Annotated in this window: 15 protein-coding genes and 2 tRNA genes; 5 read left to right on the top strand and 12 right to left on the bottom strand. The window is 63.1% G+C overall.

Annotated features, from left to right (window positions below; all coding sequences use genetic code 11):
- Positions 1–86 precede the first annotated feature (86 nt).
- The 5 genes from AC522E_RS08635 to AC522E_RS08615 all read right to left on the bottom strand — a co-directional run bounded on the left by AC522E_RS08635 (position 87) and on the right by AC522E_RS08615 (position 5,985).
- Entirely contained in the window at positions 87–2,795 is a 2,709-nt protein-coding gene (locus tag AC522E_RS08635; protein ID WP_500750001.1) for a valine--tRNA ligase, read from the bottom strand.
- 92 nt (positions 2,796–2,887) lie between these two features.
- Complete coding sequence (locus AC522E_RS08630) at positions 2,888–3,520, bottom strand: PopZ family protein (protein ID WP_500750000.1); 633 nt, start codon at positions 3,518–3,520, stop codon at positions 2,888–2,890.
- A gap of 128 nt (positions 3,521–3,648) precedes the next feature.
- On the bottom strand, positions 3,649–5,052 hold the full coding sequence (locus AC522E_RS08625) for a TolC family outer membrane protein (protein WP_500749999.1): 1,404 nt from the start codon (positions 5,050–5,052) through the stop codon (positions 3,649–3,651).
- A 176-nt stretch (positions 5,053–5,228) separates the two neighbouring features.
- Positions 5,229–5,891 (bottom strand): protein-L-isoaspartate O-methyltransferase family protein, encoded by a 663-nt coding sequence (locus tag AC522E_RS08620; RefSeq protein WP_500749998.1) that lies wholly within the window; start codon positions 5,889–5,891, stop codon positions 5,229–5,231.
- Positions 5,892–5,911: 20 nt separating this feature from the next.
- Positions 5,912–5,985 (bottom strand) — tRNA-Cys (locus AC522E_RS08615).
- A gap of 230 nt (positions 5,986–6,215) precedes the next feature.
- Between AC522E_RS08615 and AC522E_RS08610 the strand changes: the two genes are divergently transcribed.
- The 4 genes from AC522E_RS08610 (at position 6,216) to sseA (ending at position 9,632) form a co-directional block, all read left to right on the top strand.
- Positions 6,216–6,290: transfer RNA gene (locus AC522E_RS08610), tRNA-Asn, on the top strand.
- 187 nt (positions 6,291–6,477) lie between these two features.
- Complete coding sequence (locus AC522E_RS08605) at positions 6,478–7,926, top strand: cryptochrome/photolyase family protein (RefSeq protein ID WP_500749997.1); 1,449 nt, start codon at positions 6,478–6,480, stop codon at positions 7,924–7,926.
- Positions 7,927–8,016: 90 nt separating this feature from the next.
- Entirely contained in the window at positions 8,017–8,730 is a 714-nt protein-coding gene (locus AC522E_RS08600) for an alanyl-tRNA editing protein (RefSeq protein WP_500749996.1), read from the top strand.
- 44 nt (positions 8,731–8,774) lie between these two features.
- Positions 8,775–9,632, top strand: a complete 858-nt coding sequence (sseA, locus tag AC522E_RS08595; protein WP_500749995.1) for a 3-mercaptopyruvate sulfurtransferase — start codon at positions 8,775–8,777, stop codon at positions 9,630–9,632.
- Positions 9,633–9,738: 106 nt separating this feature from the next.
- Here sseA and AC522E_RS08590 read toward each other — a convergent pair whose 3' ends face one another.
- The 4 genes from AC522E_RS08590 to AC522E_RS08575 form a co-directional block, all read right to left on the bottom strand.
- On the bottom strand, positions 9,739–10,455 hold the full coding sequence (locus AC522E_RS08590) for an amino acid ABC transporter ATP-binding protein (RefSeq protein WP_500750623.1): 717 nt from the start codon (positions 10,453–10,455) through the stop codon (positions 9,739–9,741).
- A 77-nt stretch (positions 10,456–10,532) separates the two neighbouring features.
- Positions 10,533–11,852, bottom strand: coding sequence for an amino acid ABC transporter permease (locus AC522E_RS08585; protein WP_500749994.1), 1,320 nt, complete (start codon positions 11,850–11,852; stop codon positions 10,533–10,535).
- Positions 11,853–11,860: 8 nt separating this feature from the next.
- Positions 11,861–13,072: an amino acid ABC transporter permease gene (locus AC522E_RS08580; protein WP_500749993.1), complete on the bottom strand. Its 1,212-nt coding sequence runs from the start codon at positions 13,070–13,072 to the stop codon at positions 11,861–11,863.
- 120 nt (positions 13,073–13,192) lie between these two features.
- Positions 13,193–14,215 (bottom strand): amino acid ABC transporter substrate-binding protein, encoded by a 1,023-nt coding sequence (locus tag AC522E_RS08575; protein ID WP_500749992.1) that lies wholly within the window; start codon positions 14,213–14,215, stop codon positions 13,193–13,195.
- Positions 14,216–14,440: 225 nt separating this feature from the next.
- Between AC522E_RS08575 and metC the strand changes: the two genes are divergently transcribed.
- On the top strand, positions 14,441–15,637 hold the full coding sequence (gene metC / locus AC522E_RS08570; RefSeq protein ID WP_500749991.1) for a cystathionine beta-lyase: 1,197 nt from the start codon (positions 14,441–14,443) through the stop codon (positions 15,635–15,637).
- Between the two features lie 22 nt (positions 15,638–15,659).
- Here the strand turns inward: metC and AC522E_RS08565 are convergent, their stop codons facing one another.
- From AC522E_RS08565 to AC522E_RS08555, 3 genes are read right to left on the bottom strand one after another with little or no spacing between them, the layout of a single operon-like run.
- Positions 15,660–16,040 carry a lipid-A-disaccharide synthase N-terminal domain-containing protein gene (locus AC522E_RS08565; protein ID WP_500749990.1) on the bottom strand — a complete coding sequence of 127 codons (381 nt, stop codon included), beginning with the start codon at positions 16,038–16,040 and terminating at the stop codon, positions 15,660–15,662.
- A complete protein-coding gene (locus tag AC522E_RS08560) occupies positions 16,040–16,771 on the bottom strand; it encodes a glycosyltransferase family 2 protein (protein ID WP_500749989.1) in 732 nt (243 codons plus the stop codon). The genes AC522E_RS08565 and AC522E_RS08560 overlap by 1 nt, the downstream gene beginning before the upstream one ends.
- Before the next feature lie 41 nt (positions 16,772–16,812).
- Positions 16,813–18,522: an ArnT family glycosyltransferase gene (locus tag AC522E_RS08555; protein WP_500749987.1), complete on the bottom strand. Its 1,710-nt coding sequence runs from the start codon at positions 18,520–18,522 to the stop codon at positions 16,813–16,815.
- Positions 18,523–18,534 lie beyond the last annotated feature (12 nt).

The raw sequence follows: 18,534 nt of genomic DNA, 5'->3' as shown, positions 1-18,534 counted from the left end.
CGACCGCGGCAGCATGGATCCTTCGCCGGCATCCCTCATGATCGGTCCCGGGCTCCGCTTCGCGGCCCCGGGACGACCACCGTGCTTCAAGCGTCCTTGAGGCGGCTCAGTGCTTCTTCCATCTTCGCCTTGCGCGCCAATGCGTCGTCGCGGCGTTCGCGCTGCTCGTCGACCACCTCTTCGGGCGCTCGCTTGATGAAATCCGCGTTGCCGAGCTTCGCGTCGATCTTGCCGATGTCCGCGTCCAGCTTCTGGATTTCCTTAGCGAGCCGGGCTCGCTCGGCGACGAGGTCGATCACGCCTTCCAGCGGGAGCGCCGCCGTTTCGCCGCGGATGAGGAGCTGGATCGAGCTCTTCGGCGCCCCCTCCGCGAAGGAGATATCGGAGATGCGCGCCAGGCGCTTCACGATATCGCCCCAGCGTCCGGCACGGGCCCGTACATCGGTCGAGGATGCGACAAGCACGAGCGGGATCTGGGCGCCGGCAGGAACGTTCGTCTCCGAACGGGCGGAGCGGATCTCGGTGACGAGGTCGACCACCCAGCCGATCTCCGCCTCCGCCGCCGGATCGATCAGCCCGTCAAGGCGCGACCAGAGCGCCAGGGCAAGGATCGTCTCCCGCTTCGGCCCATCCTGTCCTTTCACCTCCCAGAGTTCCTCCGTGAGGAAGGGCATGAAGGGATGCAGCAGCTTGGATATTTCATCGAGAATGAAGGCGATCGTCGCGCGGGTCTCGTCCTTGGCAGGAGAGTCGACGCCCTGCAGAACAGGCTTCGACAGCTCCAGCGTCCAGTCGCAGAACACGTTCCAGACGAAGCGGTAGGCGGCAAGCGCGGCCTCGTTGAACTTATAGGCTTCGATGCCGGCGGCGACCTCGGCAATGGCCTTGGCGCATTCGCTGAGCGCCCATTTGTTGAGGGTTTCCTTCACCGCCTTCGGATCGAAGCCCGCGACGCGGCGGCATTCGTTCATTTCCGCGAAACGGGCTGCATTCCAGATCTTCGTTGCGAAGTTGCGATAGCCCTCGACGCGCTGGACGCTGAGCTTGATGTCGCGCCCCTGGGCTGCCATGGCGGCGAGCGTCATGCGCAGCGCATCGGCGCCGTATTGCTCGATCACATCGAGAGGATCGATGACATTGCCCTTCGACTTCGACATCTTGGCGCCCTTCTCGTCACGGACGAGGGCGTGGATGTAGACGGTGTCGAACGGCACCTCGTCCATGAAGTGAAGACCCATCATCATCATCCGGGCGACCCAGAAGAAGATGATGTCGAAGCCGGTCACCAGGGTGTTGGTGGGGTAGTAGCGCTTGAGCTCCGGCGTATCGTCGGGCCATCCCAGCGTCGAGAACGGCCAGAGGGCGGAGGAGAACCAGGTATCGAGCACGTCCTCGTCGCGTGTGAGCGAGACATCGCGCCCATGCTTCGCCTTCGCCTCAGCCCGTGCTTCCTCCTCGCTGTGAGCGACGAAGATGTTGCCCTCGGCGTCATACCATGCCGGAATCTGGTGCCCCCACCAGAGCTGGCGTGAGATGCACCAGGGCTCGATGTTCTCGAGCCATTGGAAGTAGGTCTTCTCCCAGCTCTCGGGCACGAACTTCGTGTTGCCCTTGCGAACGGCGGCGAGCGCACGGTCCGCGAGCGGCTTCACGTTCACGTACCATTGGTCCGTCAGATACGGCTCGATGACCACGTTCGATCGGTCGCCATGCGGAACAACATGGGTATGCGGCTCGACCGCGACGAGGGTTTCCCGCTCTTCCAACATGGCAACGATGCGCTTGCGCGCCTCGGCGCGATCGAGCCCGTCCAGCGCCAGGACAGCATCGAGATCCGTCGAGGCCGGAAGGTCAGCGAGAAAGAGCTCATTGCCCTTGAGCGTCAGTTGAGCTTCCGTGCCGAAGATATTGATCAGCGGCAGCTTGTGGCGCTTGCCGACTTCGAAATCGTTGAAGTCATGGGCGGGCGTGATCTTGACCGCCCCGGTCCCTTTCTCGGGATCCGAGTACTCGTCCGCGACGATGGGGATCCGGCGCCCGACCAGCGGAAGAATGGCGAATTTTCCGACCAGGTCCTTGTAGCGCTCGTCGTCCGGATGAACGGCGACGGCGACGTCGCCCAGCATCGTCTCGGGGCGGGTGGTGGCGACGGTGATGGACCGGTCCGGCATGCCCTCGACGGCGTAGCGGATGTGCCAGAGGTTGCCCTTCACCTCGACCTGCTGCACCTCGAGGTCGGAGATCGCAGTCTGGAACTTCGGGTCCCAGTTCACGAGGCGCTTGTCCTTGTACAGCAGGCCTTGCTTGTAGAGATCGACGAAGACCTTGAGCACGGCGCGGGAGAGTCCCTCGTCCATGGTGAAGCGTTCCCGCGACCAGTCGCAGGAGGCCCCGAGGCGCTTGAGCTGATCCTTGATCCGACCGCCGGATTCGGCCTTCCATTCCCAGACGCGCTTGACGAATTCCTCTCGGCCGAGGTCCCGGCGATGGACTTGCCGCTCCATGAGCTGCCGCTCGACCACCATCTGCGTCGCGATGCCCGCATGGTCCATGCCCGGCTGCCAGAGCACGTCGCGCCCGCGCATGCGCTCGAACCGGCACAGGATGTCCTGAATGGTGTTGTTCAGCGCATGGCCCATATGGAGCGATCCCGTCACATTCGGCGGCGGGATGACGATGGTATAGGGTTCGGCGTCCTTGCGATCCGCACGGCCGGCCTTGAAGGCCTCCGCCTCGTCCCAAAGGGTGGAAATGCGCGCCTCGACGGCAGCGGGATCGAACGTCTTGTCCATCATGGTGAATACCGGCAGGTTGGCACCCCTGGGGTGCGCGTCATGACGGCTACAAACCGGACGGATCGGGCGAAGTCAACCGATGCCCGCGAAACTCATTGGCGTCGGCGGGAAATGCGCTCGATTTCGGCCTGAACGAGCCGTTCCACAAGCGGAGGCAGGTTCTCGTCTAGCCAGTCCCTCAGCAGGGGACGCAGCATCTCTGCCACGAACTCCTCCATGGTATGAGGGCTCTTCGCCGCCACACTCGCTCCAAGCCGATCGAAAGAATCGGCAACGGACGCACCGGCCGATTCAGAGAGAATATTGTCCTCGGCTCGCGAGCCAGCGTCCGTCCTTGGCGCAGTCGTCTCGCCGGTGGCCGCAGCGCGGAACGATTCCTCGAGAGGCGTAACCGGCTCTGGTACTTCCGGGAAGCGGGAGGCGGGAGAGGCAGCCATGGAAGCCTCGGGGTGCGTGGCTTCCGAGGATGCGAAGGGAAGCAGTTCGTCGGCCCTGTCACGGCCGAGCTCGGACCCGAACCCGTCCTCGTCCCGGTCGTCAAGAAGCGTCAAGGGGATCAGCTGGCGCTCGCTGCGGTCCCGGATCGAGCGTAGGACAGCAGTTTCGGGATGGCGGCTTGCCTCGGCGGCCTGCAGTTCCTCCTGGTCATCGGCGATGATGCGCCGAATCGACGCCAGGATTTCCTCCATCGAAGGCTCATGAGCCTTCGGACTGACTGCACTCATACGCCGCATCCGCTTAAAGGGTTTAGAATCAAACGCTTTCAGAGGCGTTCAGTATTTCACGGACGGAAGGAGAAGCAAGCGAGGCAGCACATACATCAGCCGTGCTGCCTGCTTTTTTCACGATTGAATTAACGGCCGTCCGGCGTGGTCAGTCCGCCCCACAGATCCTTCACCTGATCGTAGTGGATCGTCGGGCTGTAGTGATTCACGGCAAGGCCGAGGCTGCGTGAATTCAGGCGACCCATGGCCTGGGCGACCGCATAGGACGCAACCACGCGGTCACGCTGCGCGGTAATCAGATTGACGCGGGCGGTCAGGAGTTCCTGCTGCGCGTTCAGGACATCGAGTGTGGTGCGCTGGCCGACGCGGGCCTCTTCACGCACGCCGTTGAGCGCCGTTTCGGACGCGTCGATCTGCGCCTGGGCTGCAACGATCTGCGCGCGGGCGGCCTCGAGCTGGCCCCAGGAGGAAATCACCGCGGCACGCACCTGGTCCCTGATCGAATCGGCCTCCAGGCGCCGCTGACCGGCGGTCTCCTTGGACTGGCGGGTCGTCGCATAAGCGACGCCACCGTCGTAGATCGGAACCGTCAGCTGCGCGACCACCGAGGCGGAAACGGCGCTGTCCCCGCTGATCTGGTTGTCGTACCGCTGGGCGACCGTGCCTCGCACACCAACCTGGGGAGCCAGCGCGCCCTGGTCGATCTTGACCTGAAGCTCGGCCACGTCCACGCCATGCTCGGACGCCTTGATCGCAGGATGCTCGTTGAGGGCAACCTTGAGGGCCGCCTCCGCAGTCTTGGGAAGAAGGCGGTCGAGAGGGCGTCCGGGGGCCAGAGAGCGGGGCTCTACCCCGATCACCTGGCGGTATTGGGCAATGCTCGTGCGCAGATTCGATTCCGCGAGGCTCACCTGCGACCGGGAAGCCGCAAGACGGGATTCCGCCTGGGCAACGTCGGTGCGGGTGACCTCACCCACGTTGAAACGATCGCGGGTCTGGCGCAGCTGCTCGTCGAGAACCTCGACGTTGTTGCGCTGAAGATCGAGAATCGCCGTGTCCCGAAGCACGTTCATATAGGCGGTCACGCCGTCGAACAGGGTATTCTGCTCGTTGTTGTTCAGGGTCTCACGGGCACCGAGAACCGACGATTCGGCCTGGCGGACGGAGTTGACGGTTCGAAATCCATTGAAGATCGACTGGTCGATCTCGATTCCGTATCCCCGCGGGGTCAGAAAGCTCTCGCTACCTCCGGCGGCAGCGCTGGCCGGACGCTTGGTATTCGTATAGTTGCGGCCGATATCCGCCGAGGCGTTGACCTGCGGCCGGTATCCTGACTTGGCGCGGGCGACATTCTCGTCCGTGGCCCGGACGCTGGCCCGCTGCGCGTTGAGCGAGGGATTGTTGCCGTACGCACGGGCCAGTGCGCTATCCAATGTCTCCGCCGAGACGCTGGCTGCGCCCGTCAGCACGAAGACCGAGGTCATAGCGCCGAGGAAGATGCGGCCCTTGTTGCAAAATCGCTTCTCGTTCACGCCCACCTGCCCATTTGGTCCAACGCGGCTTGCCCCGCGTACCTTAACATTGAATTTCTTAACCAATACGACTCAAAGCGAAACAATACTGATGCGACGAGCCAGGGCAATCGCACCGAGGGTCCGCGATGCGAATATTGAGGATGTGGCGCAAAAAGGCGACACTGTTCGCTACATCAGAAGACGAAGCCGGGATTGGCCGCAAAGGCCTCGAGACTGGGTGCGGCGGCGTCGAAAAGGGCCCGTTCGCTGAAAGCGTTGCCTGAGCGCAGGTAGAGGGTCGCCCGAGCGGCCCGCCCGCGTCCCTTGACGCAAACCAGGCGGCCGAGATCCGCAAGCTGCTGCAGGAGGGTTTCCGGACGCAGATCGACGGCACCGTTGATCAGAATGGCATTGTATCCACCCTCGATGGGGCTACCCTTGTCGAGGGGGCCAACCTTGACCGCGACAGAGCCATACCCGGTCGCTTCGAGAGACTGCCGCGCAGCCTGAGCCAACGCCTCATCAGACTCAAGGGCTGTAACTTTCGCTCCGAGTTCGCAAAGGACCGCCGAGGAATAGCCACGGCCGCATGCCACATCGAGCACCTTCTCGCCCGCATCGATCTCGAGAGCCTGGATCAGGCGGGCGAGGACCATGGGAGTCATCATGAAGCGCCGCTCGGCGCCATCGCTCACCGGCGCATCCTGGTCGATATAGGCAAGCTCCTCACGGCCCGGGAGCACGAAGCGTTCCCGGGGAACGCTCTCCATGGCATCCAGAAGGGGGAAGTCATTCACATCGAAAGTGCGCAGCTGGCTATCGACCATCGTCCGGCGCGCTTGCGAGAAATCGACCATGGATTGCCTCAGAAAAAAGATGGAGGCCTCGCCCGGAATCGAACCGGGGTGCAAGGATTTGCAGTCCTCTGCGTAACCACTCCGCCACGAGGCCATCCGGGGCGTGCCGCGAACGCGACGGGCGCTCCATAGCAGAGCGTGACCCTGGAGAGCAACTGCTCAAACAGCAACCGTCCCTTTTATGACATAGACTGACGCATGGGGGTTGCAACCCGCCGAACCCGTGGTATATGCCACCCCACCTCGGGCCGAGACGGCAACTGGACCTCCAGAGCCCCGGCCGGCGAAGGGCGAACCGGGCCCTTCTGCAAGGTATGGCGATATTCCGGCGTGGCGCAGCGGTAGCGCAGCGGACTGTTAATCCGTTGGTCGTAGGTTCGAATCCTACCGCCGGAGCCAGCCATCCTAATATTCAAAGTTTTCCAAGACTTTAGCTGTTTTTCTTTTGGCAGCAGGGCGGAGACGCACGTTCGCCTCGGCGGGAAGCCCCCTTATCCATCGTCTGCAGCCTTCCCTAGAATCGACGCAGATTCGCGCTCGAACCGGCCGCCAGGGCTGGGTTCGATCATTCTTCATGGGGATAAGTTTGTCCGGTCCTGCGCTCATGTGGTTTCGCGACGATCTCCGCCTCGCGGACAACCCGGCCTTGGGCGCGGCGGTTGCGGATGGATCGCCACTGCTCTGCTTCTTTATCCTCGACGAATCGTCGCAGGACATCCGCCCTCTCGGGAGCGCATCGCGCTGGTGGCTCCATGGCTCGCTGGAAGCCCTCGATCGATCCTTGAGAACGTTGGGAGCAAGACTGGTTCTATTTCAGGGGCCCGCGGAAGCGGTCATCGACCGCATCGTTGCCGCCACCGCTCCATCGGCGCTGTTCTGGAACCGGCGCTATCAGGCTTCGGAGATGGCCGTCGATAGCACCATCAAGACGAAGCTGCACGAACAGGGAATCGCTGTCAGAAGCTTCAACGGCCGGCTCCTGCACGAGCCCTGGGAGATCCGGAATCTGGCCGGCAAGCCATTTCGGGTCTTCACTCCTTACCTGCGGGCTGTCTCTGCCCGCCCAATTGCCGCGCCCCTCGCCGCTCCGAGGAGGATTTCCTCCGGGAAATGGCCGGCCGCCCTGCTCGATTCGGGCCCGTCTCTGGGCGACCTTGGACTCCGTCCGACCCGACCCGACTGGTCAAAGAAATTTTCGCCATATTGGGAGCATGGCGAGAAGGCGGCCCAGGAAGCGCTGAACAATTTCCTGGAATCGGATTTGTCCAGCTATGGCGCGTGGCGAGACATTCCGGGGGCAAGCGGCACGTCGCGTCTGTCTCCGCACCTGCGCTTTGGTGAGATCAGCCCTCGCCAGGTCTGGCATGCGGCGTCCATCCGCGGCGACGGCCACGAGACAAGTACGGCGAAGTTCCTGAGTGAGGTGGTGTGGCGGGACTTCTGCTATCAGCAGCTCTATGCCAATCCCGATCTCGGGAAGGATCCTTACGATCTCCGCTTCGCGCACTTTCCCTGGTCGGGGGATGAGAGACTGTTGGAGTCCTGGCAGAAGGGGCTGACGGGGTATCCCATCGTCGATGCCGGAATGCGCCAGCTCTGGCACACGGGCTGGATGCACAACCGGGTCCGGATGATCGTGGCATCCTTCCTCGTGAAGCATCTCCTGGTCGACTGGAGGAGAGGCGAAACCTGGTTTTGGGACACGCTCGTCGATGCCGATCCGGCGAACAACGCCTTCAACTGGCAGTGGATCGCCGGTTCGGGCCCCGATTCGGCCCCATTCCACCGCGTCTTCAATCCGGTGGCACAAGGCGAGAAATTCGATCCGGCAGGCGATTATGTGCGGAGTTTCGTTCCCGAACTCTCGGAATTACCGGCCAGCGTGATCCACAAGCCCTGGGAGGCCGCTCGGGACATCCTGCATGCTGCGGGCATCGAACTCGGCCGAACTTATCCGAAGCCCGTCGTCGACCATGGCACGGCACGGGAGCGGGCTCTTCGGGCGTTTCGCTCGTTGCGTGAGAATTCGACCTAGCGGCCATGCGGCTTGACCCAGGCAGCCTGTTCGGCTCAGCATCCGCACCCTGCCGCCCGTCGGCGAGGATATGTCATTTGCGGGATTGTCATGACCAAGCTTCTCTTTCGCGACGACGCCTATGCTCGAAGCTGTCAGGCGAAGGTCGTCGGTATCACGCCGGAAGGCGGCGTCATACTCGATCAAACCATCTGCTACGCCCAGGGCGGCGGCCAGCCGGGCGATGTAGGATCGATTCGGCACAAGGGCGAGGACATCGCGATCTCCAACACTGTCTATGGCCCGGACCGCACCCAGATTGTTCATCTGGTAGGCACGGAGGCCGCGTCCCGCCTGTCGCCCGGTGACACAGTCGAGGTCGCACTCGACTGGCCACGCCGCCTCAAGCGCATGCGTGTTCATACGGCCCTGCATCTGCTCAGTGTCGTCCTGCCTTATCCGGTGACAGGCGGCGCCATCGGCGAGGGAGACGGACGCCTCGATTTCGACATTCCCGACGCGGGCCTCGACAAGGCGGAGATTACCGACAAGGTGAATGCGCTGATCAGCCGAGACGCCGCCGTGACGGAGAGCTGGATCACCGACGAGGAACTCGATGCCAATCCGGGCCTGGTGAAAACCATGTCGGTGAAGCCGCCGCGCGGCTCGGGTCGGGTTCGGCTCGTTGCCATCGAAGGCATCGACCTCCAGCCCTGCGGCGGCACCCATGTGCGCCGCACGGGAGAGATCGGAGCTGTCGCGATCACCGACATCGAGAAGAAGGGCAAGCAGAATCGCAGGGTCCGCCTGTCGCTGGTCGATTAAGCCATCCGAACCTCACTTTCCCTTCAACTTCGCGAGTCGATCAGATGTCCGCACCCTTCGTTTCCACCGCCTGGCTTCAGGACCACCTCGACGATCCGGATGTCATCGTCATCGACGGATCCTGGTACCTGCCGACCCAGAACCGCGATCCGGAGGCGGAGTTTCTCGCCGGCCATATCCCCGGCGCGATCCGGTTCGACATCGACACGGTGAAGGACCTCTCCTCCCCCCTGCCGCACATGCTGCCGTCACCGGAGGACTTCGCCAGGCAGGTCGGCGCGATGGGCATCAGCGAAGACATGACCATCGTCGTCTATGACGGCGCAGGGCTTTTTGCCGCGCCGCGGGTGCGTTGGACCTTCCGTACCTTCGGCGGCCGGAACGTATCGATCCTCGAAGGCGGGTTTCCGGCCTGGAAAGCGGAGGGGCGCCCGATCGAGACAGGTCCGGCAAAGCCGCGCCCGCAGCGCCATTTCAAGCTGTCCCCCGATACAGATGCTGTCGCGAGTGCCGACGACATACGCAAGGCCGTCGAGGGCCAGGATATTCAGATCGTGGATGCGCGGCCAGCAGATCGCTTTCGCGGCGAGGCGCCAGAACCACGTCCTGGATTGCGCGGTGGCCATATCCCCGGCAGCCTCAACCTGCCCGTCAGTGAGATCGTCGAGAATGGCCGCCTGAAGGAGGCAGCCGGGCTTGAGCGGGCACTGGCGGAGGCGGGCATCGATTCCAGCCGGCCAGTGATCACAAGCTGCGGATCGGGCATTACGGCTGCCATCGCCGCCCTCGCGCTGGAGGCGGTGGGACGCCCGGCGCAGGCTCTCTACGACGGATCCTGGGCAGAATGGGGCGCGCGCGAGGATCTACCCGTGGAGACAGGGCCGGCTGCAAGGAAGGCCTGAGCCCGCAGGGTTCCTGATTGCGGGACGTTCTATCATCGGACCTTGAGCCGCGCATGAGAAAAGGCCCCGAACTGTCTCGGGGCCTTCGCTTTTCAATGGCCGGATCTCAATGCAGGATCTGCGCCAGGAACTGCTTGGTGCGCTCATGCTGCGGATTCTTGAAGAATGCATCAGGCGTGTTCATCTCGACGATCTGCCCGTAATCCATGAAGATCACCCGGTCCGCCACCTGGCGGGCAAAGCCCATCTCGTGGGTCACGCACAGCATGGTCATGCCCTCCTCGGCAAGGCTCACCATGGTGTCGAGAACCTCCTTCACCATTTCCGGATCGAGCGCGGAGGTCGGCTCATCGAACAGCATGATCTTGGGGTTCATGCACAGGGACCGGGCAATAGCGACGCGTTGCTGCTGCCCGCCGGAGAGCTGACCGGGGTACTTGTTGGCCTGCTCCGGGATCTTCACCCGGGTCAGGTATTTCATGGCGACCTCCTCCGCCTCCTTCCTGGGCATCTTCTTGACCCAGATCGGCGCGAGCGTGCAATTCTCGAGGATGGTCAGGTGCGGGAACAGATTGAAGTGCTGGAAGACCATGCCGACATCCCGCCGCACCTCGTCGATGCGCTTGAGATCGTTGGTCAGTTCCGTGCCGTTCACGATGATGCGGCCCTTCTGATGCTCCTCGAGGCGATTGATGCAGCGGATCATGGTCGACTTGCCCGAGCCCGAAGGCCCGCAGATCACGATGCGCTCGCCTCGCCCCACATGCAGGTTGATATCCCGCAGGACGTGAAACTCGCCGTACCACTTATGGACGCCGATCATGTCAACTGCGGCATCTGCCTTCGGATCGATCGCCGTGGAGCGGGTCTGTTGCGCTGTCATTGTCGTTGCCATGGATGTCACCGTTTCTGGCCCGCTGCGAGGCGCCGCTCCACTCCGATCGAATAGCGCGACATGCCCCAGCAGAAGATGAAGTAAAAAAGCGCCGCGAAGGCGTAGCCCGTATAGCTGATCGTCGGCGCCGCCCAATTGGGATCGATACGAGATGCCTCAATGGTCTTGATGAGGTCGAAGATACCGACGACCGACACAAGCGAAGTATCCTTGAAGAGGCCGATAAAGGTATTCACAATGCCGGGGATCACGATTCGGAGGGCCTGCGGCAGGATGATGAGAATCATCATCTGCGGATAGTTGAGGCCCAGTGACATGGCGCCCTCATACTGGCCCTTCGGCATCGCCTGGAGGCCGCCGCGCACCACCTCGGCCATGTAGGCCGATGCGAAAAAGGCCGTGCCGATGAGCGGACGCGCCAGGCGATCGACGCTTGTGTCCGGCGGCAGGAAGAGCGGCAGCATCGTGTTCGCCATGATCAGTACGGTGATCAGGGGCACGCCGCGCACGAATTCGATGAAAATCACCGAGGCAAGCCGCAGGATTGGAAGCTTGGAGCGCCGTCCAAGGGCGAGAAGAATCCCGAAGGGCAGCGAGAACACGATCCCGACCGTCGCCACGAGCAGCGTCACGAGGATGCCGCCCCAGAGCGAAGTCGGGACTGGCAGGAGGCCGAAATCGATGTTCATGACGAAAAGCGTCAGCCCGACGACGGCGACAATGCCGATACCGATCACCAGCGCGGTCCGCACGGACGCCTTGAGCGCCATTGCCGCGGCCACGAGAAGACCGACGAAGACCACGCTGGCGACGGCAAAGATCGGCCAGAAGCCGCGCCCGAAATTGATGTCGCCCCCTGTCAGGAGGACATATGAGGCGACAGGAAAGATCCAGAAGAAGTAGATCGCGCCGAGGTCGCGACGCGGCGCCTTCAGCCACAGCAGCCATCCGACGCCGATGGCCAGAAGACCGAAGAAGATATTGACGCGCCAGCGCTCGGCGCCGGGATACGAGCCGTAGGTGAAGAAGTTGATCTTGTCGATGATGAAGGCCCAGCACGCCCCCACTGGGTGTCCGACCGCATCCTCGCGGCAGGCGCTGCGATCCGTGCCTACCCAGACAGCGTCCGTGAGCATGAAGCGCACCACGGGCGGGATGACCAGATAGAGAAGATAGACGACGAGAAGCGTCAGCAGGGTGTTGATCGGACCGGAGAACAGGTTCTCCCGCATCCAGGCCAGCGGCCCCCGCGCCAGATTGGGCGGCGGCAGGGCCTCGATCTTATCGGATCGGACGTAGTGGGACATGTCGACGGCGGTGCTCATGGGGTCTCCTACCGTTCGACGATGGCCATGCGGCGGTTGTAGATATTCATGAAGAAGGACGTCACGAGGCTGATGGTCAGATAGACTCCCATGGTGATCACCACGACTTCGATGGCCTGCCCGGTCTGGTTGAGAACCGTACCCATGAAGACCTGGACCAGGTCGGGATACCCGATGGCAACGGCCAGGGAGGAGTTTTTCGTCAGATTCAGATACTGGCTGGTCAGCGGCGGGATGATGACGCGCATGGCCTGGGGTACGACCACGAGCCGGAGCGTCTGTCCGGGCTTGAGACCCAGAGAGCCCGCAGCCTCACTCTGGCCCTTCGACACCGCGAGGATTCCGGCCCGGACGACCTCGGCGATGAAGGCTGCCGTATAGGTGGTCAACCCGACAAGGAGCGCCACGAATTCGGGAAGGATCTGCATGCCGCCCTGCAGATTGAACGTCCCCTTCTTCGGCAGGTCGAAGCTGATGGGGTTGGTGCTTCCGAGCGCGAGAACCAGCCAGGCGACGAGAGGAAGCCCGATCACCAGCCCCAGCGTCACGAGCCCGACAGGATATTGCCGTCCTGTCGCCTCCTGTTGCTTTTTGGCCCAACGGCTGAAGATGAAGGTCCCGACGATGCCGATGGCGAGCGCCACGAGGATGGCAGAGATGTCCGAAGCGAAGATCGGACGCGGCATGAAGAGGCCGCGGGAATTGAGGAAGAAGCCCCCTCCCATTTCAAGGGAGTTTCGCGGCTGCGGCAACGGGCCGAGCACCGCGATGTACCAGAACAGCAATTGCAGCAGCAGCGGGATGTTGCGCAGCAGTTCCACATAGACCATGGCGACCTTCGCCACCATCCAGTTGGTGGACAGGCGCGCGATGCCGATGGTGAAGCCGAGAATGGTCGCGAACACGATGCCGATGGCCGAAACGACAAGGGTGTTCAGAAGTCCGACGATGAAGGCGTCGCCGTAGCTCGACCCGGCGGCGCTGAAGGGGATGAGCGTCTGGCTGATGTCGAACCCGGCCGTGGTCTCGAGGAACCCGAAGCCGGAAGCGATCTTGGCGCGCTGCAAATTCTCGATGGCGTTCGTCGCCGCCATGTAGAACAGGTACGCGACGATGACGACCAGAAGAACCTGATAGAAGATGCCGCGAACCTTCGGATCGTACAGGAACGACTTTTTCGGCGGCGTCGTCTGGCTGACAGCAGTGTTCACCGGACCCATCCTCTGCGGCTTGTTGTTGTTGGGCCACCCACCTTTCCTTGCGGTAGGGGCCTGTCCGTAGTCCTTACGGCTCGGTCGAAGGGGCGCCCGGATTGCTCCGGGCGCCCTGCCCCACAGATTTTACCGGATCGGCAGGCCGTATTGCAGGCCGCCCTTCGTCCAGAGCGCGTTCTGACCGCGCTTGATCTTCAGCTTGGAACCCTCACCGACATTGCGTTCGAAGCTCTCGCCGTAATTGCCGATGTGCTTGATGATCCGATACGCCCAGTCGTTGGTCAGGCCGATGGCCTCGCCGAACTTGCCCTCGCTGCCGAGAAGACGCTTGATCTCCGGATTGTCGGAGCCCTTCATCTGGTCGACATTGGCTTTGGTCACGCCGAGCTCTTCCGCATCCAGCATGGCGTTGAACGTCCAGCGGACGATATCGGCCCACTGGTTGTCGCCATGGCGCACGGCCGGGCCGAGCGGTTCCTTCGAGATGATCTCGGGAAGCACGATGTGGTCGTCGGGGTTGGAGGCGCGCAGGCGCTCCGAATAGAGGCCGGACGCATCCGTCGTAAAGGCGTCGCAGCGGCCGGAATCATAGGCCTTGAACGTCTCGTCCGAGGTCGCGAAAGCCACGACTTCGTACTTCATGTTGTTGGCGCGGAAATAGTCCGCGAGGTTCAGCTCGGTCGTCGTACCCTGCTGGGTGCAGATCGAGGCGCCGTTCAGCTCCTTCGCCGAGGATACGCCAAGCTTCTTGCGAACCATGAAGCCCTGGCCGTCGAAATAGTTGACGGCAGGGAAATCGAGGCCGAGTTGCGTGTCGCGCGACATCGTCACCGTCGAGTTGCGCGAGAGCACATCCACTTCGCCGGACTGGAGAGCCGTGAAGCGATCCTTGGCGGCGAGAGGAATGAACCGGACCTTGGTCGGATCGTCAAAGATCGCGGCGGAAATCGCGCGGCAGAACTCCACGTCGAGACCGGTCCAGTTGCCCTGCGCATCCGGGAGGCCGAAGCCGGCGAGACCCGTGTTCGAGCCGCAGGTCAGGTATCCTTTCTGCTTCACGCTGGCGAGGGTCGCCTGGGCCGAGGCGCCCGTCGTGAGCAGACCGGCCGTCATCAGGCCGAAGGCAATCGATGCGATAGCCTTTTTCATGTCGATATCGTCTCCCAAATTACACTTGGCCCGGCGAAGTATGAACAGCCCAGCCGAGTTCCCTGTCGCACCGCTCCGCCCTTTTGCCGGGCGATACGGTATCCGAACTATCACATTCCATGATTGATCACCGGTCAAGTCTTGATGGGTGCCACTTTCGGCCGGGGTTGACGCGGCGGTGGGGCAAGCCTCACATCGGGAACCCTTCACCAAGCTCCTGAAATCATGACAAAGTCCCCTCCGAAAACTACCGATCTGGGTGAACGCACCCGCCTCGTCCATGCCGGTCGCGACCCGTCCGAGCAGCACGGTTTCGTCAACACGCCGATCTATCGCGGCTCGACCGTCCTGTACCCTACGACCGATGATCTTCTCCACCGGCGCGGCCGCTATTCCTATGGAACGAAAGGGACTCCGACAACGGAATCCCTGGAGAGGGCCTGGACCGAGATGGCCGGGGCTGCCGGTACGGTACTTGCGCCGTCCGGTCTGGCTGCCGTCACGCTCGCGCTCATGTCCTGTCTGAAGGCGGGCGACCATCTGCTGATGACGGATTCGGTCTATCGTCCGACGCGGATCTTCTGCGACGGCATGCTGAAGAAATTTGGTGTGGAAACTACCTACTATGACCCGCTGGTGGGTGCCGGGATCGAATCCCTGATCAGGCCGAACACGACGGTTGTCTTTACGGAAGCGCCCGGTTCGCAATCCTTCGAGATGCAGGACATCCCCCTGATCGCAGAGGTGGCCCACCGACATGGCGCCGTGGTGATCATGGACAATACCTGGGCGACCCCTCTCTTTTTCCCGCCTCACGAGCGCGGCGTCGACATCGCCATCGAGGCCGGCACCAAGTATCTCAGCGGCGGGTCGGACCTTCTCCTCGGGCTTGTCTCGGCCAACGAGCGTTGCTTCAAGGCTTTGCGCGACACTTACGACGCCTTCGCCATGTGTCCGGGTCCGGAGGATGTGTTCCTCGGCCTGCGTGGCCTGCGCACCATGGCCCTGCGCCTTCGCGAGCACGAAAAGCAGGCCCTCGACATGGCGCGCTGGCTGAAGTCCCGTCCGGAAGTGGCACAGGTCCTCCACCCTGCCCTCGAGACCTGCCCCGGGCATGAGATCTGGAAGCGAGACTTCAAGGGGTCGTCGGGCCTGTTCTCAGTGATCCTGAAGCCATGCTCCGACCGGGCCCTTGCGGCCATGCTCGACGGACTGGCCCTCTTCGGGATGGGCTATTCCTGGGGCGGCTTCGAAAGTCTCGTGATCCCGTTCGATTGCGCGACCTATCGCACTGCCACCGAATGGGCGCCCGGCGGACACGCCCTGCGCTTCCATATCGGGCTCGAGGATCTCGACGACCTCAAGCGCGACCTCGATGCCGGCTTCGCGCGCCTGCGGGAGGCCGATGCAAAGGCGGCATGAGCCAGACCGGCGGCGGCGCTCCCTATCCCGCCGCCGTTTCCGCCTCCGTCTCGGCCTCGGCGATCGCCTTCGCTTTCGCCTGGGCCTTCGTCTTCGCTTCCTTGGAGATCAGCATCAGGTTGCGGACATAGATGAAGATCGAGAAGAGCTGGCCGAGAATGATGACGAGATCCCGCCGTGCAAAGCCGTAGACCAGGGTCATCATGCCACCGCTGATGGACAGGAACCAGAAACCGACCGGGATCACGCTGCGTTCCGCCTTCTCGCTGGCGATCCACTGGACGAGGAAGCGGGCCCCGAACACGAACTGAGCAAGGACACCGAAGGCGGCCCACAGGTCGAACCGTGCCACGACGATATCGTAAAGGTAGAGGCCGAGGTCGTGCGACAGGCGCATCAGCATCACAGGATCTCCCGGGCGACCGGCACGCGCCGCCGCCTCCGGATCAGCCACCAGACTCCCGCCAGATCGAGAATGCCGACCCAGAGACGGTCGAACATTCCGTACTTGGACTGTCCGGCATGGCGGTGCCGATCCACCACATCCACATGGGCAATGGCATAGCCTTCGCGCTTCACAAGGGCCGGCATGAAGCGGTGGAGAGCGTCGAAATACGGCAGGCGGAGGTAAACGTCACGCCGGAAGGCCTTGAGTCCGCAGCCGGAGTCCCGTGTGCCGTCCTTGAGCAACCGCCCGCGTACGCCATTGGCAATACGGGACTGCCAGCGCTTGGACGCGCCCTTCCTCCCGACCCGCTGACCGGCCGCCAAGGCCGTCGCTGGATCGTTCAGAGCGGCCACAAGCTGCGGAATGAATGCCGGGTCGTTCTGGCCGTCCCCGTCGAGGGTGACGACGACAGAGCCATGCGCAGCCAGGACGCCGGTGCGGACTGCCGCGCTCTGACCGCAGCTCGCCTCGTGCTTCACCAGGCGGAGCCAGGGCCGACTCAGGCGGGCCTCCAGGACGGCCGCGGCCGTCTCGTCCGTCGAACCGTCATCCACGTAGATCACCTCGAAGGGCCCCAGCGCCGCGCAGGCGCGCTCGATTTCCTCGACGAGCGGGAGCACGTTCAACGCCTCGTTCTTGACGGGCACCACAACGCTGATCCGCGGAGCCGGAACGGGAACGGTCATAGGGTTCGGGCCATCGGCCACCTCTGGTAAATGCGCCGACATCAGGGAACGACCGCGTAGGCCCCGATATCGAGCCGCCGCCCGCTGTTGATATTGAATCCGGCGATCCTGGTCGAGAGGGCCGGCTCCAGCCCGAGCCGTTCGTTTTCAGTCCTGAAGGCATCCTCGAAGCGCCGCTCTACGAAAACCATCCGGCAGCCGCCCTGCCGGAGGAAGGCGGAAGCCTCCTCCCCCGTTTCGAGCATCTCGAGATGGGTGCCGGTCAAAAAGACGAGGCTCGGTTCGCGATAGCCCAGCGTCGCGACGACGGGATTGTCGCAGGACATGTTGTGCGCGGCATCTGCGAGGCGCGGCGAGAGCTTGAGGGACCGCAGATCGAGCTGCGCAAAGCCGAAAACACCTACCGACAGGCAGGCAGCGGCGACGAAACCCAGCCCGATGCTCTTGAGAACCTCGTCCCGGATGAAGAGCCGCCAGGCATAGAGCGCAATCAGGGACGACGCGACCAACGCGGGAAGCCCTCGATAGGGCAAAGTGTGGTCGAACGACCAGTTCACGGCGCTCAGGCCGACCGTAAGACCGAGGGGGATCAGCGGAATCAGCACGGTGGCAAGCTTGGCTGCCGGCCGATGCGGCCCGACGAAATGACGGAGGACCGCGAGAACCGTGATGACGGCGACGGCCGGATAGAGAGGCATCACATAATGGGGAAGCTTGGTCGGCACGGCCTCGAAAACGAGCCATGACGGCACGATCCAGGCAAGGCAGAACGCCACGGCGTCCTCACGCCGGTGCATCCAGGCGAAGGGCGCCGCGATGGCCGCGAAGATCGCTCCCGGCCAGAAAGTGGCAAAGAAAGCGACAAGGTAGAATCCGGGCGGCGCCCAGTGATATCTCTGCGCCGTGCCGACCTTGCCCAGCATGTCGTGGCCGACCGCCTCGGAATAGAAGGCGCCACCACTCTTGAGAGCGATGGCGACGAACCACGGCAGGACCACGAGAAGGGTGAAAATCGCGCCCAGTCCCGGTCTGAGGGTCAGGAGCCAGCGGACCGACCGCTCCCGGTAGGACAGGATGGCGGCCGTGAGCCCGGCGAACATCAGTACGAGCGGGCCTTTGATCAGAATGCCGGCGGCGAAGCCCAGCCAGAAGATCATCAGTGCCCGTTTCGGCAGCACGCCCGCCCCGCGTCCGAAATAGGCCCTGGCAAGGCCTCCCATCACGGCGACCGAACAGGCCGTGAGCGCGGCATCGGTCTTGGCCAGCCGCGCCTCGACCATGAGGATGATCGAAGTCGCCATGAGGGCGGCGACAAGAAAGGCGCCTCGTCGGCCGAGAAAGGCGAGCGCGGCCCAGTAGGTCAGGAGTACGGTCGCCAAGGCGCCCAGGAGCGACGGGATCCGGTAAAGGGCGATGGTCGTCCGGGCTTCGGGGACGCCAAGGGCTTCGCCGATCGAGACGCTGACGCTCTGAAGCCAGTAGATTCCCACCGGTTTCTTATGCCGAGCTTCGTCCTGGAAGCGGATATCCACGAATTCACGGCTCTCGAGCATCTGCTTCGAGGCCTGCGCATAGCGGGGCTCATCCCTGTCCATGGGATGGAGGGAAGTAAATCCCGGCAGAAAGCAGACAAGAGAGAGCAGGACCAGGACAAGGCAGAGCCTGAAATGGCTACGCTCGACGGCATCCACCACCTGCGCCAGGGAAAGCCGGCGCAACGTAAGACGCTGCTGGGGGACCATACCGTCCATTCTAAGCTCCGG

The sequence above is a fragment of the Microvirga sp. BF8 genome (assembly GCF_059888585.1).
Note: the sequence above shows the minus strand (reverse complement) of the source record. Positions and strands in the feature narration are given on the sequence as shown.

Coding starts and splice junctions, on each gene's coding strand:
- AC522E_RS08635 (WP_500750001.1), bottom strand. CDS start 2,795: ATGATGGACAAGACGTTCGATCCCGCTGCCGTCGAGGCGCGCATTTCC.
- AC522E_RS08630 (WP_500750000.1), bottom strand. CDS start 3,520: ATGAGTGCAGTCAGTCCGAAGGCTCATGAGCCTTCGATGGAGGAAATC.
- AC522E_RS08620 (WP_500749998.1), bottom strand. CDS start 5,891: ATGGTCGATTTCTCGCAAGCGCGCCGGACGATGGTCGATAGCCAGCTG.
- AC522E_RS08600 (WP_500749996.1), top strand. CDS start 8,017: ATGACCAAGCTTCTCTTTCGCGACGACGCCTATGCTCGAAGCTGTCAG.
- sseA (WP_500749995.1), top strand. CDS start 8,775: ATGTCCGCACCCTTCGTTTCCACCGCCTGGCTTCAGGACCACCTCGAC.
- AC522E_RS08590 (WP_500750623.1), bottom strand. CDS start 10,455: ATGATCGGCGTCCATAAGTGGTACGGCGAGTTTCACGTCCTGCGGGAT.
- AC522E_RS08585 (WP_500749994.1), bottom strand. CDS start 11,852: ATGAGCACCGCCGTCGACATGTCCCACTACGTCCGATCCGATAAGATC.
- AC522E_RS08580 (WP_500749993.1), bottom strand. CDS start 13,072: ATGGGTCCGGTGAACACTGCTGTCAGCCAGACGACGCCGCCGAAAAAG.
- AC522E_RS08575 (WP_500749992.1), bottom strand. CDS start 14,215: ATGAAAAAGGCTATCGCATCGATTGCCTTCGGCCTGATGACGGCCGGT.
- metC (WP_500749991.1), top strand. CDS start 14,441: ATGACAAAGTCCCCTCCGAAAACTACCGATCTGGGTGAACGCACCCGC.
- AC522E_RS08565 (WP_500749990.1), bottom strand. CDS start 16,040: ATGCTGATGCGCCTGTCGCACGACCTCGGCCTCTACCTTTACGATATC.
- AC522E_RS08560 (WP_500749989.1), bottom strand. CDS start 16,771: ATGACCGTTCCCGTTCCGGCTCCGCGGATCAGCGTTGTGGTGCCCGTC.
- AC522E_RS08555 (WP_500749987.1), bottom strand. CDS start 18,522: ATGGACGGTATGGTCCCCCAGCAGCGTCTTACGTTGCGCCGGCTTTCC.